We start from the raw sequence: 12,273 nt of genomic DNA on the forward strand, positions 1-12,273 counted from the left end.
TCCGCACTCAGTCCGCGGCCGGGGAGTCGTACGGTGCTGCGGTGCCCCTCGTCCGTGCCGGGTGCGCTCCGCGCAGCAGCCAGGGGCGGGCCCGGCGGCTGAGCCGCGGCTGGATCACCCAGGTGAGGAGAGCGGTCAGGACGAACGAGTTGACGGCCAGGGCCGCCGACTGCGGCAGACCGGGGAAGATCAGCTTCAGCAGCGTGGCGATGGTCAGCAGACAGGGGTAGGCGGCCGCCCACGTGGTCATGAAGCGCTTCCACTTCGGCGGGACGTCCCGCTGCCGGAGGGTGAACCAGGGCGCCAGGTCGGAGCTGCGGCTGCTGCGCGGATCCGAGATGCGGTTGCCGCGCCGGAGCAGCTCGTTGCGCGTGTCCGACTGCTCCCAGGCGTCGAGGTGCTCGGCGGAGTCGAAGCGGTAGACGAGATGATGCAGCCCCTGGCTGTCATGGAGCCGTACGGCGCCGAGGTGGCCGGCGAAGCCGGCGGCGGCCCGGTCGACGTCGTCGGCCCAGCGCGCGAACTCCTCCTCCTTGCCCGCGGCGACCACCCGGGTCACCACGACGGTCACCGCCCGGTCGGTGCCTGTCGGGCCGGGACGCATGGCGGCCTCCTTCCACCGTCGCGACTGAGACGCCGTCCGGCCGAGTACCCCGAGGTCCGGCCTGGACACGGCGGATCGCCGGCATTTGGTCTGCACCATTGACATGTACGCGCACCGGGGCCTTCAATGCGGCTCACCCGCATATGTATCCGACGGTCACGTATGAGGAAGGCCCCCGCATGGTCACCCCCCACCCGCACCTCGTCTGGCCCCGCACGCTGGTGAGGCTGTTCGCCCTGGTCGCGGTCGTACTCGGCATCCAGGCCGGTCCCGCCCACCACGCCCACGCCGCCACCACCGTCAACGTGATCGCCTTCTACGACGGCACGTACGACGCGGCACACATCAGCTTCGACCACGAGGCCAACAGCTGGTTCCCGCAGGCCGGCGCGGAGAACGGCTTCACCTACACCGCGACCACGGACTGGAGCCGGCTCAACGCCTCGACCCTGACCGGCTACCAGGTCGTCATGTTCCTCGACGACTACCCCCACACCGCGTCCCAGCAGGCCGCGTTCCAGACCTACATGGCGAACGGCGGCGGGTTCATCGGCTTCCACGTGTCGGCGTACAACGACGACACCGGCGACTGGCCCTGGTACCACAACACCTTCCTCGGCACCGGCACCTTCAGGAGCAACTCCTGGGGGCCGACCCAGGAGACCCTGCAGATCGACGACCCCTCGCACCCGGCGACCGCGAACCTCCCGTCCACCATCACGTCCTCGGTGAGCGAGTGGTACAGCTGGCAGAACGACCTGCGGCAGAACCCGGCCATCGACATCCTCGCCTCGATGGCCCCGTCCACGTTCCCGGTCGGCTCCGACCCGAACCAGACCTGGTACAGCGGCTACTACCCGATCGTCTGGTCGAACCGCAACTACAAGATGGTCTACAACAACTTCGGCCACAACGCGATGGACTACTCGACCAACACCACCCTGTCGTCGACGTTCGCGAGCGACCGGCAGAACCAGCTCCTGCTCCAGGAGATCAAATGGGCGGCGGGCCAGTCCGGCCCGGTCACCCCGCCCACGAGCACCACCGGCCCGATCCACGGGTACGGCGGCAAGTGCGTCGACGTCGCGGGCGCGGCCACCGCCAACGGCACCGCCGTACAGCTCTACGACTGCAACGGAAGCAGTGCCCAGAACTGGACGGTCGGCAGTGCCGGCACCCTCGGCGCCCTCGGCAAGTGCATGGACGTGACCGGTGCCGGTACCGCCGACGGCACCAAGGTGCAGCTGTACGACTGCAACGGCACGGGCTCGCAGGTCTGGCGGGCGGGTGCCGGCGGCTCCCTGGTCAACCCGCAGTCGGGCAAGTGCCTCGACGCCACCGGCCCGAGCTCGGCCAACGGCACCCGGCTGCAGATCTGGTCCTGCTCGGGAGCCGCGAACCAGAACTGGACCCTCCCGTCCTGAACCGCGGGCGGGCATGCCGTCGAGCACCGCACGGCATGCCCGCCCGGGTCAGTTCGCCGCTCTCTGCACGAGTTCCGCGATCCTCGACTCGGCGGCCGGGGTCAGGGCGGTCAGAGCGAAGGCCGTCGGCCACATGACGTCCTCGTCGAGGTCCGCCTGGTCGCTGAAGCCGAGCGTGGCGTAGCGCGACGTGAACTTCTCGGCGCTCTGGAAGTGGCAGACGACCTTGCCGTTCCTGGCGTACGCGGGCATCCGTACCAGAGCTTCGGCGCGAGCTCCGGGGCGGTCAACGTGACGATGGCGTGGATCCGCTCCGCGAGCACCCGATCGGCCTCCGGCATCTCGGCGATCTTCGCCAGCACCTCGCTCACCGCCTCCGCCGCCTTGTCCGCGCGCGAACCGCGGCGAGCCGCCGCCTTCAGCTCCCGCGCACGCTCCTTCATCGCCCCGCGCTCCTCCTCCGTGAACCCGTCGTACTTCTCCAGGCCGCCTACGGCGCGAGCTTCACCGACGCCCTGCACAACTGCGCCGTCGTCGGCGGCACCGGGATGCTGGTGGCCGCGGTGATCGCCGTGGCACTCATCGGGATCCGCCCGGCGCGCGCCCCGCAGGCGGCGCCGGAGGCGGCGGTGCACCCGGTCGGCGCCGCCGGCCGAGGCACCGCGCGAAGTGGCCGGCCACCCCCCGGTGGCCGGCCACTCCGTCTTTCGGCACCCGTCAGCGCGCGAGCAGTTCGAGGGTGTCGATCACGCGGTTCGAGAAGCCCCACTCGTTGTCGTACCAGGCGACCACCTTGACGTGGCGGCCGTCGACGCGGGTCAGGGCCGAGTCGAAGATCGACGAGGCGGGGTTGCCCGTGATGTCCGACGACACCAGCGCGTCCTCCGAGTACTCGAGGATGCCCGCGAGCGGCCCTTCGGCCGCCGCGCGGTACGCGGCCAGCACGTCGTCGCGGGTCACGTCGCGCGAGACCGTCGTGTTGAGCTCGACGATCGAGCCCACCGGCACCGGCACCCGGATCGAGTCGCCCGACAGCTTCCCGTCGAGGTTCGGCAGCACCAGGCCGATCGCCTTGGCGGCGCCCGTCGTGGTCGGCACGATGTTGACACCGGCGGCACGGGCGCGCCGCGGGTCGCGGTGCGGGCCGTCCTGCAGGTTCTGCTCCTGCGTATAGGCGTGCACCGTCGTCATGAACCCGTGCTCGATACCGGCGAGTTCGTCGAGGACGGCGGCCAGCGGAGCGAGTGCGTTGGTCGTGCACGAGGCGTTGGAGACGATCGTGTGCAGCTCCGCGTCGTACGCGTCGGTGTTCACGCCGTACGCCAGCGTGACGTCGGCACCGTCCGACGGCGCGCTGACCAGCACCTTCCGGGCACCCGCGTCGAGGTGGGCGCGGGCCGCCTTCGCCGAGGTGAAGCGGCCGGTCGACTCCAGCACGAGGTCCACGCCGAGGTCGGCCCACGGCAGCTGCGCCGGCTCGCGCTCCGCGAGGACCTTGATGCGCCGGCCGTCGACGACGAGGACGTCCCCGTCGACGCTCACCGGGCGCCCGAGGCGGCCGGCCGTGGAGTCGAAGGCCAGCAGCCGCGCGAGGGCGGCCGGCTCCGTGAGGTCGTTGACGGCGACGACCTCCAGGCCGGTGTCCCGCTCCAGCAGGGCGCGCAGCACGTTGCGTCCGATGCGGCCGAATCCGTTGACGGCGATACGAGTCATAAGTGGTGTCCCTTCGCTACGCCACCAGGTTCGCGGGCCGTCGGTGGCCGGGACAGCGGCGAGAACGCCATGGTTCGAAAGGATCCCGCCAGGGCAGGGCGATGCCACCCGGGCAGCCCTACTCGCCCCTGGTGAAGGTGCGCCGGTAGTCGCTCGGCGTCGTGCCGAGGATCCGCTGGAAGTGCAGCCGCAGGTTCGCCCCGGTGCCGAGGCCGACATCGGCCGCGATCTGCTCGACGCTCCGCTCCGACCGTTCCAGGAGTTCCCGGGCCAGGTCGATCCGGGCGCGCATCACCCACTGCATCGGCGTGTACCCGGTGTCCTCCGCGAACCGCCGCGAGAACGTCCGCGCCGACACCCCCGCGTGCCGGGCCAGCACGTCGAGGCCGAGCGGCTCGCCGAGCCGGTGCAGTGCCCACTCGCGGGTCGCGGCGAACCGCTCGCCCAGCGGCTCGGGCACGCTGCGCGGCACGTACTGCGCCTGGCCGCCGCTGCGGTAGGGGGCCGCCACCAGCCGCCGGGCCGCGTGGTTGGAGGCGGCCACGCCGAGGTCGCCACGGAGGATGTGCAGGCACAGGTCGATCCCCGAGGCCGCCCCGGCCGACGTCAGCACGCTGCCCTCGTCGACGAACAGCACGTTCTCGTCCACCTTGACCAGCGGGTGCTTGTCGGCGAGGGCGCGCGTGTAGTGCCAGTGCGTGGTGGCGCGCCTGCCGTCGAGCAGCCCGGTCGCGGCGAGCGCGAAGGCCCCCGTCGAGATGGCGGCCAGCCGCGTGCCCCGCCGGTGCGCGCCGAGCAGGGCCTCGACGACGGCCGACGGCGGGTCCTCCCGGTCCGGGAACCGGTACCCGGGCACGAACACGATCTCCGCCCACTCCAGCGCGTCGAGACCGTCGGCGACGTGGTAGGACAGCCCGTCGCCGCCGGTGACCAGACCCGGCGCGGCGCCGCACACCCGCACCTCGTACGGCATGCTCGCCCGGGTCGTGAAAACCTGCGCCGGGATACCGACGTCGAGGGGTTTGGCCCCCTCCAGCACGAGGACGGCTACGCGATGCAGACGGACGGGAGGCACACCGAACAGGGTACGAGGCCCCGGCCCACGCCCGGTGCGGTCCGCCCCGGCCGCGGGAGGGTCAGAGCTCCTCCTCCATCCCGATCGCCTTGCGCAGTTCCTCGGCCGCCTCCGCCGGGTGATCGTCCTCCCGCTGGTCGAGGAGCGCGGCGGCGATGCTGTCGAGCTTGCGCTGGATGGCGTGTTCCGCGCGGCGCTCGGAGTTCTTCAGCAGCGCGAGCAGCAGCAGGTTCACCGAGGTCATGAGGTCCCCGACGAGCAGCTGCCAGGTGAGCGCGAGACCCGAGAGGTGCACGGCGACGAAGGCGGCCACCAGGGCCAGGCAGAAGCACATGAACACCAGGGAGCTGGTGAGGTTCGAGGCCGCCTCGGCCAGCCTCTCGAACCAGCCCCGCCCGTTGCGGGAGCGCTCGGCAGGATGCGTCATGGACACAGGAGGACTCCCACGCCCGCGCGGTGCCCTTCACCGCGATCCCGGCCCGGGTACCCGGCACCGGCCCCCTTCATCCACTGCCGTGCCACCGAGCCCTGCTGGTCGGAAAAGCACTTCGCAGAGCTCGGTTGGTGCTCGGCACCGTGTACGACTCCGCCGCCGTCCTCGGCGACGGCCGCCCCGAGGCCCCGGCACCGAGTACGTGCTCACCGCGGGCCCCGGCCGCCGGCGGCGGCGCACCACCGCCTCCCGGCCGTTGCGCGTCGAGCCGCCGCCCGGCGGACACGCCGACCGCTACAGCCCGACCGCCGTCACGTCGAGCGCGGTGGGGCGGTGCTCTCCCTGACCACCAGGCGGGCCGGGACGAGATCGGTGCCGGGGCAGGAGTCGTCGCCGGTCCGGAGCCGACGCAGCACGCCCTCCACACAGCGGCGGCCGACCTCGGCGAAGTCCTGGTGGACGGTGGTGAGGGGCGGGATGAAGAAGGCCGCGTCCGGGGTGTCGTCGAAACCCACCACACTGATGTCCGCGGGCACGGACCGGCCCCGCTCGTGGAAGGCGCGCAGCAGGCCCAGGGCCATCTGGTCGTTGGCCGCGAACACGGCGGTGCAGCCCGGCTCCTCGGCGAGCGCGAGCCCCGCCGCGTAACCGGACTCGGCCGACCAGTCGCCGCGCAGGGGCGCCGGCACCGGACACCCCGCCTCCGCCAGCACCGCGCGCCAGGCCTGCGCACGGCGTTCGGCCGCGTACGAGGACTCGGGGCCCGCCACGTGCCACACCGTCCGGTGGCCCAGGTCCAGCAGGTGCCGTACGGCCCCGCGCGCGCCGTCGGCCTGGTCCGTGTCGACCACGCTGTAGCGGTCCCCCGCGTCCGAGTCCACGACCACCACATGGGCGCCGGGCGGCAGTTGCACGGTGGCGGTGTCGAGCAGATGGATCTCCATGATGACGATGACGGCGTCCACCGCCAGCTCGCCCATCCGCGTGAAGGCGCCCAGCACGTTGTCCTGCGTGGCCACGTCGATGGGGATGAGGGTGATCGCGTAGCCCTCGGCGGCGGCATGCGTGGCGATCGCCTCCACGGTGCGGCTGCTGCCCGTGGAGGAGAGGCTGAACAGGATCACGCCGATGGTGTTGAACCGGCCGTAGCGCAGGGCACGGGCCGCGCTGTTGGGCCGGTAGCCGAGCTCCCGCATCGCGGCCAGCACCTGCTCACGGGTCGAACTGACCACCCCGGGATGCCCGTTGGAGACCCGCGAGACCGTCTGCGAGGAGACACCGGCGAGTTCGGCGACGTCCGCCATGGAGACACGCTGCTTGCGGCGCCCGCCGGGCACCCCGGAACCGCTCCGCCGCGCCCCGGCCGCGGCCGGGGCGCGGCGGAGCGGTTCCGGCTCGTTCAGGACCATCGCCCCATCCCTCAAATCTCCTTCATGCGCCGGAAGTCGGGACCGGGAATCTTGACGGCCGCAGGAGCGGGTGCCACGATTCCGACGCTTTCGAGTTTACGTAAACATCGCCCGGTGACCAGCCCCGACGGAGATCCCGCGGACACGGTCGCGAAGGAGATGTTCACGTGAACATGCCGCGTCGATGTTTACGTAAACACGCGGCCGGGCCCGCGGGCCCCCGCGTCGAGCCGCCGTCTTCCGAAAGGGCACGTTGATGCGCAAGACCTCCGCCAGAATCCGTATCGCCCCCCGCACCCGCGCCGCGCTCGCGGCGGTCGCGATCGCCGCCGTCGGTGCCACGACCCTCACCGGCAGCCCCGCCGCCGCCTCCGCCGCCGTACCGGGCCACGGCACCAGCCAGTTCAAGGGCGTCAACTGGGCGGACCCGCGCGACAACTACGCCGACGACCCCGTGGTCCTCTCCGGCCTGTCGCTCTCCGACAGCTACGCCCAGACCTACGCCAAGGCGACCCGGGTGATCGCGGCCTTCCGCGCCAACCTCGGCGCCAACACCGTGCGGCTGCCCATCAACCCGTACACGGTGAACGGCTCGTACTGGAAGTCGTACCGCGGTGTCATGGCGCCAACAAGGACGGCTTCATCGACGACGAGGCCACGTACTGGCCCATGTGGAACACCGTCGTGAAGGCCTACCGGCACGACCCGCACGTCTACTTCGAGCCGATGAACGAGCCGCACGGCTACACCGACGCCGAGTGGGCCGACCTCGCCGCCAAGTGGCTGGCGACCTACCCGTCCGTACCGCACGACCGCGTCTTCGTCAGCGGCGCCGGCTACAACGACCACGTCACCACGGTCTGCGCCGACCCGCGCCTCAAGGGCACCTACCTCTCCCTCCACCACTACGGCTTCTGGAAGAGCTACGCCACCTACGACCAGTGGGTGGCCGACCTGAAGGAGCGGCTCGGCGACTGCGCGAACCGGACCGTCGCCGACGAGTTCGGCGCGCCGATGACGACAGGCCTCGACTACGACAAGCCCGCTCCCGACGACAACTCCGTCAACTTCATCCAGGCCGACACGGACACCTTCCGCAAGCTCGGCATGGGCTCGGTGTACTGGCCCGGCCTGCGCACCGACGACACGTACTCGATCCAGAAGCTGATCGGCGACGCCTCCCGACCCTGGCTGGCCACCACCAACCAGTCCGGCGCCGACCGCCTCGCCTGGGCCTGGGGCCGCGGCAGGCCCGTCACCGGCTGACCCTCCGGACGACGGCCGCGGCGCACACGAGCGGCGCGGCCGTCGTCCGGTGGCCGGCCAAGTTCCCTGTCCTGCCGCCTGCTTCGAGTTGCCGCGGTGTACCCCGCGTGCTGTGCTGGGAGCGGGGGAGTGACCATGCGGGAGGACATCGTGACAACCAGGGTTGCGAAAGACACCGCCTTCCTCCGCGAAGTCGCGAAGGTGTTCGCGAAGTACCCGGGTGTGAAACACAGGTACGCGCTCGCCAGCCTCGCGATCCCCCTCGAGATGGGGATCGACTTCGACAAGCAGATCGGGGTGTGCCGGAGCGAGGGCGACAAGGTCGTCATCGAGTTCCAGGACCGGGGCGAGGACAGCAAACTGCGCATGCGTCACTGCGACGTGCAGAACGAGGACGGCACATGCCAGGCCTGGAGCGGCGAGTTGGCCGAGTAGTGCCACCCCGGCTCACGGCAGCGGAGGTGCGGCCGCCGGGCGGTCGGTGGTGGCGTCGAGGGTGCGCAGGTACGTCAGGCCGGGGCGGCCGGAGAGGACCGTCTCGCCGGTGACGGTGAACCCCGTCCTGGCCAGGACGGTCCGGGATGCCGTGTTGCGCACGGCGGCGGCGGCCCGCAGGGTGGTCAGCCCGTAGGTGTCGAAGGCGCGCCGGCACACCTCCCGTACGCCCCAGGTGGCGAGCCCCCGCCCGGTGACCCGCTCCGCGATCCGGTATCCCAGGTCGGCGCCGCCGTCCGCGACGTCCACCAGGTTGATCCGCCCCAGCACCTCGCCCGCCGCGTCGACCAGCACATGGAAGTAGCAGACCCCGTCCGCCTGCTCGGCCAGCCGCGCACGGTGGATCTGCTCGAATCGGGCGAAGTAGTCGTCGCCCCGATCGGGGATCGACGCCGCGAAATAGGCGCGGTTCTCCGACTCGAAGGCGAGCAGTGCCGGGGCGTGGTCCGGACGGAGCAACTGGAGCTCGGGCATGGGCAGGACGGTATGCACTTTGGCCGTCGGGCCGCCAGCACATTACGGCTTGCGCAGGTCCTTCACCCGGCGGAGCTTGCCGAGCGAGCGCTCAAGCGTCTCCGGTTCGACGACCGCGACCTCCACGGTGACCCCGACGCCGTCCTTGATGCCCTGGGCGATGGCCCGGGTGGCGGCCTCGCGGTCGGCGGGGGCGGCGCCGGGACGTGCCTCCACGCGGACCGTCATGTGGTCCATGCGCCCGCGCCGGCTGATCTGGATCTGGAAGTGCGGGGCCACGCCAGGTGTCCGCAGCACGATCTCCTCCACCTGGCTGGGGAACACGTTGACCCCGCGGAGGATGATCATGTCGTCGCAGCGGCCGGTGATCTTCTCGATGCGGCGGAACCCGGGACGCGCCGTGCCGGGCAGCAGCCGGGTCAGGTCCCGGGTGCGGTAGCGGATGACGGGCAGCGCCTCCTTCGTGAGCGAGGTGAAGACCAGTTCGCCGCTCTCGCCCTCCGCCAGCACCTCGTCGGTCAGCGGATCCACGACCTCCGGGCAGAAGTGGTCCTCCCAGACGTGCAGCCCGTCCTTGGTCTCCACGCACTCCTGAGCGACCCCGGGCCCGACGACCTCGGACAGCCCGTAGATGTCGACCGCGTGGATGTCCATGCGCTCCTCGATCTCGCGGCGCATCTCCTCCGTCCACGGCTCCGCGCCGAAGATGCCGACCTCGAGGGAGGTGGAGCGCGGATCGACGCCCTGACGCTCGAACTCGTCGAGCAGGGTCAGCATGTAGGAGGGCGTGACCATGATGATCTCGGGGCGGAAGTCCTGGATGATCTGCACCTGGCGCGCGGTCATGCCGCCGGAGGCCGGGATCACCGTGCAGCCGGCCCGCTCGGCGCCGTAGTGGGCGCCCAGGCCGCCGGTGAACAGGCCGTAGCCGTAGGAGACATGGACCTTGTGCCCGGGGCGGCCGCCGGCGGCCCGGATGGAACGGGCCACGACGTCCGCCCACATCGACAGGTCGTTCTCCGTGTAGCCGACCACGGTGGGACGGCCGGTGGTGCCGCTGGAGGCGTGCACGCGGCGCACCTCGGACATCGGCACGGCGAACATGCCGAAGGGGTAGGTGTCCCGCAGGTCCGCCTTGGTCGTGAAGGGGAAGCGGGCGAGGTCGGCCAGGGTGCGGCAGTCGTCCGGGCCCACGCCGGCCGCGTCGAACTTCTTGCGGTACAGCTCCACGTTGTCGTACGCGTGCCGCAACGTCGTGCGCAGCCTGGTGAGCTGGAGCGCCTCGACCTCCGCGCGGGACATCCGCTCGGCCTCGTCCAGCAGGGCCTCGGGAAGCGGCTCTCCCCGGCGGGTGCCCCTGGGTTCGGGCGCGATCACTTCGCTGCTCATTGCGGCTCCTCGTGCTGGGTGCGGAGGGTGCGACTGCGGCCTCGGAACTCCGCGATCACCTCGTCGCCGCGCACGACACTCACGTCGTAGACTCCGCTGCGGCCGAACCGGACCCGCTCCCGCGCGGTGGCGACGAGCACGTCGCCCTCGTAGGCGGGTGCGACGAAGTCGATGTCGGCGCCGGCGGCGACCGTCACCGGCCCGTGGCTGTTGCAGGCACACGCGAACGCCGTGTCGGCGAGCAGGAACACATGGCCGCCGTGGGCGATCCGGTGCCCGTTGACCTGCGAGGCGGTCACGGTCATCCGCAGCACGGCCGTCCCTTCGCCGTGCGCCAGCAACTCGATCCCCAGCTGCCGGGACGCCTCGTCCGCGGCGAACATCGTCTCGACGGGGCCAGGCGTCGTGCCGGGTACCTGGGTCGTCATCTCCACCACCTTGTGAACCGACCGAACATTCGGTTAGCGTGCGGCGTGGTCAAGTAATCCAGCAACACACCTGCATGTCAAGAGGCGGACCGCAGGCCATTCGAGGGCCCGCGCCACCCCGTCCGACACCCCCTTCGGCACCGGCCGCCGTGCCGTCCCGCGGCCGCGGCGGCCCGTGCACCCCGAAGCCGAGGAGACCGCCCGATGCCCGACGTCTACCTGATCGACGGGGCCCGCACCCCGCAGGGCCGCTACGGCGGCGCCCTGGCCGCCGTACGGCCCGACGACCTCGCCGCCCTCGTCGTCGGCGAGGCCGTCCGGCGCTCCGGCGTCCCGGGCGAGGCGGTGGACGAGGTCGTCCTCGGAGCCGCCAACCAGGCGGGCGAGGACAACCGGGACGTGGCCCGCATGGCGGTGCTGCTCGCCGGGCTGCCGCACACCGTGCCCGGCTACACCGTCAACCGCCTGTGCGCCTCCGGCCTGACCGCCGTCGCCTCGGCGGCCCAGGCGATCCGCGCCGGCGAGGCGGACCTCGTGGTCGCCGGGGGAGTGGAGTCCATGACCCGGGCGCCCTGGGTGACGGAGAAGCCCGGCACCCCGTGGGCCAAGCCCGGGCAGGTGCACGACACCGCCCTCGGCTGGCGGTTCACCAACCCGCGCTTCACCGCCGCCGACCGGGAAGTGCCCGCGGACGCCGGACCCGAGGCGGTCAGGGTCACGCTGTCCATGGGCGAGACCGCGGAGGAGGTCGCCGCCCTCGACGGCATCACCCGCGCCGACTCCGACGCCTTCGCCCTGCGCAGCCACCAGCGGGCGGTCGCCGCCCAGGAGGCGGGCCGCTTCGACCGCGAGATCGTGCCCGTACCGGTGCGCGACGGCGAGGTCACCCGGGACGAGGGCCCCCGCCCCTCGACCACGCTGGAGAAGCTGGGCTCCCTGCGCACCGTCTTCCGCGCGAACGGCATCGTCACGGCGGGCTCCTCCTCGCCGCTGTCCGACGGCGCGGCCGCCCTGGTGGTCGCGAGCGCGGAGGCGGTCGAGCGGTACGGCCTCACCCCGCGGGCCCGGATCGTCGCCTCGGCCTCGGCCGGGGTGCGGCCCCACCTCATGGGCCTCGGCCCGGTCCCCGCCACCGAGCAGGTCCTCGCCCGGGCCGGCCGCCGGACCGGCGACCTGGACGCCGTGGAACTCAACGAGGCGTTCGCCGCCCAGGCGCTGGCGGTGATCCGCCGCCTCGGGCTGGACGAGGACAAGGTCAACGCCGACGGCGGCGCCATCGCCCTCGGCCATCCGCTCGGCTGCTCCGGCGCCCGCATCCTGCTCACCCTGCTCGGCCGCCTGGAACGCGAGAACGGCCGCCGAGGCCTCGCCACTCTCTGCGTCGGCGTGGGTCAGGGCGTCGCACTCCTGGTGGAGCGGGTGTGACCACTTCCGCGTCCTCCGCCGCCGAGAGCACCCGGCACCCGCTACCCGGCCCCCGCGCCGCTCACTGCGCTGATCGGCCTGGACCCTTGCCAGACGGGGTAGGGCGCACCGTATGATGAACCGAACGAATGGTCGGTT

The 12,273-nt window shown here is 72.0% G+C and carries 11 protein-coding genes and 2 pseudogenes; 4 read left to right on the forward strand and 9 right to left on the reverse strand.

The annotated features are described in order from the left end of the window. Nucleotides 1–7: 7 nt before the first annotated feature. Entirely contained in the window at nt 8–604 is a 597-nt protein-coding gene (locus tag JF597_RS34860) for a hypothetical protein (protein ID WP_294004630.1), read from the reverse strand. 179 nt (nt 605–783) lie between these two features. Here JF597_RS34860 and JF597_RS34865 point away from each other — a divergent pair, with 179 nt between their 5' ends. Beyond that, nucleotides 784–2,028, forward strand: coding sequence for a ThuA domain-containing protein (locus JF597_RS34865; protein WP_294004633.1), 1,245 nt, complete (start codon nt 784–786; stop codon nt 2,026–2,028). 48 nt (nt 2,029–2,076) lie between these two features. Here JF597_RS34865 and JF597_RS34870 read toward each other — a convergent pair. The 5 genes and pseudogenes from JF597_RS34870 to JF597_RS34890 all read right to left on the reverse strand — a co-directional run bounded on the left by JF597_RS34870 (nt 2,077) and on the right by JF597_RS34890 (nt 6,553). Next, nucleotides 2,077–2,471: pseudogene (locus tag JF597_RS34870) on the reverse strand (hypothetical protein). Between the two features lie 274 nt (nt 2,472–2,745). Further along, a complete protein-coding gene (gene gap / locus JF597_RS34875; protein ID WP_294004636.1) occupies nt 2,746–3,741 on the reverse strand; it encodes a type I glyceraldehyde-3-phosphate dehydrogenase in 996 nt (331 codons plus the stop codon). Between the two features lie 118 nt (nt 3,742–3,859). Continuing rightward, on the reverse strand, nt 3,860–4,816 hold the full coding sequence (locus JF597_RS34880; RefSeq protein WP_294004639.1) for a helix-turn-helix domain-containing protein: 957 nt from the start codon (nt 4,814–4,816) through the stop codon (nt 3,860–3,862). A gap of 61 nt (nt 4,817–4,877) precedes the next feature. Beyond that, complete coding sequence (locus JF597_RS34885; protein WP_294004641.1) at nt 4,878–5,243, reverse strand: low affinity iron permease family protein; 366 nt, start codon at nt 5,241–5,243, stop codon at nt 4,878–4,880. 317 nt (nt 5,244–5,560) lie between these two features. Further along, nucleotides 5,561–6,553, reverse strand: coding sequence for a LacI family DNA-binding transcriptional regulator (locus JF597_RS34890; protein WP_294004758.1), 993 nt, complete (start codon nt 6,551–6,553; stop codon nt 5,561–5,563). Between the two features lie 361 nt (nt 6,554–6,914). On the opposite strand from JF597_RS34890, the pseudogene JF597_RS34895 reads away from it, so the two are divergent. Next, nucleotides 6,915–7,924: pseudogene (locus JF597_RS34895) on the forward strand (cellulase family glycosylhydrolase). 150 nt (nt 7,925–8,074) lie between these two features. Next, complete coding sequence (locus tag JF597_RS34900; protein ID WP_294004644.1) at nt 8,075–8,359, forward strand: hypothetical protein; 285 nt, start codon at nt 8,075–8,077, stop codon at nt 8,357–8,359. Between the two features lie 12 nt (nt 8,360–8,371). Here JF597_RS34900 and JF597_RS34905 read toward each other — a convergent pair whose 3' ends face one another. The 3 genes from JF597_RS34905 to paaI are packed head-to-tail and all read right to left on the reverse strand — an operon-like array spanning nt 8,372 to nt 10,710. Next, nucleotides 8,372–8,893 (reverse strand): GNAT family N-acetyltransferase, encoded by a 522-nt coding sequence (locus JF597_RS34905; RefSeq protein ID WP_294004646.1) that lies wholly within the window; start codon nt 8,891–8,893, stop codon nt 8,372–8,374. 42 nt (nt 8,894–8,935) lie between these two features. Further along, the gene (gene paaK / locus JF597_RS34910) at nt 8,936–10,282 is read right to left on the reverse strand and encodes a phenylacetate--CoA ligase PaaK (protein ID WP_294004649.1); all 1,347 of its coding nucleotides are present in this window, start codon (nt 10,280–10,282) and stop codon (nt 8,936–8,938) included. Further along, nucleotides 10,279–10,710, reverse strand: a complete 432-nt coding sequence (paaI, locus tag JF597_RS34915) for a hydroxyphenylacetyl-CoA thioesterase PaaI (protein ID WP_294004668.1) — start codon at nt 10,708–10,710, stop codon at nt 10,279–10,281. Before paaI ends, paaK begins: the two co-directional genes overlap by 4 nt. Before the next feature lie 204 nt (nt 10,711–10,914). On the opposite strand from paaI, the gene JF597_RS34920 reads away from it, so the two are divergent. Further along, nucleotides 10,915–12,135 (forward strand): acetyl-CoA C-acyltransferase, encoded by a 1,221-nt coding sequence (locus JF597_RS34920; protein WP_294004671.1) that lies wholly within the window; start codon nt 10,915–10,917, stop codon nt 12,133–12,135. The last annotated feature ends 138 nt before the right edge of the window (nt 12,136–12,273 follow it).

Origin of the sequence: Streptomyces sp. (assembly GCF_019510245.1) — a bacterium.
GTDB lineage: Bacteria > Actinomycetota > Actinomycetes > Streptomycetales > Streptomycetaceae > Streptomyces.

What these genes read in the sequence shown, in the direction of transcription:
- JF597_RS34860 (WP_294004630.1), bottom strand. Translation starts at nt 604, where the DNA reads ATGCGTCCCGGCCCGACAGGCACCGACCGGGCGGTGACCGTCGTGGTG.
- JF597_RS34865 (WP_294004633.1), top strand. Translation starts at nt 784, where the DNA reads ATGGTCACCCCCCACCCGCACCTCGTCTGGCCCCGCACGCTGGTGAGG.
- gap (WP_294004636.1), bottom strand. Translation starts at nt 3,741, where the DNA reads ATGACTCGTATCGCCGTCAACGGATTCGGCCGCATCGGACGCAACGTG.
- JF597_RS34885 (WP_294004641.1), bottom strand. Translation starts at nt 5,243, where the DNA reads ATGACGCATCCTGCCGAGCGCTCCCGCAACGGGCGGGGCTGGTTCGAG.
- JF597_RS34890 (WP_294004758.1), bottom strand. Translation starts at nt 6,553, where the DNA reads ATGGCGGACGTCGCCGAACTCGCCGGTGTCTCCTCGCAGACGGTCTCG.
- JF597_RS34905 (WP_294004646.1), bottom strand. Translation starts at nt 8,893, where the DNA reads ATGCCCGAGCTCCAGTTGCTCCGTCCGGACCACGCCCCGGCACTGCTC.
- paaK (WP_294004649.1), bottom strand. Translation starts at nt 10,282, where the DNA reads ATGAGCAGCGAAGTGATCGCGCCCGAACCCAGGGGCACCCGCCGGGGA.
- paaI (WP_294004668.1), bottom strand. Translation starts at nt 10,710, where the DNA reads ATGACGACCCAGGTACCCGGCACGACGCCTGGCCCCGTCGAGACGATG.
- JF597_RS34920 (WP_294004671.1), top strand. Translation starts at nt 10,915, where the DNA reads ATGCCCGACGTCTACCTGATCGACGGGGCCCGCACCCCGCAGGGCCGC.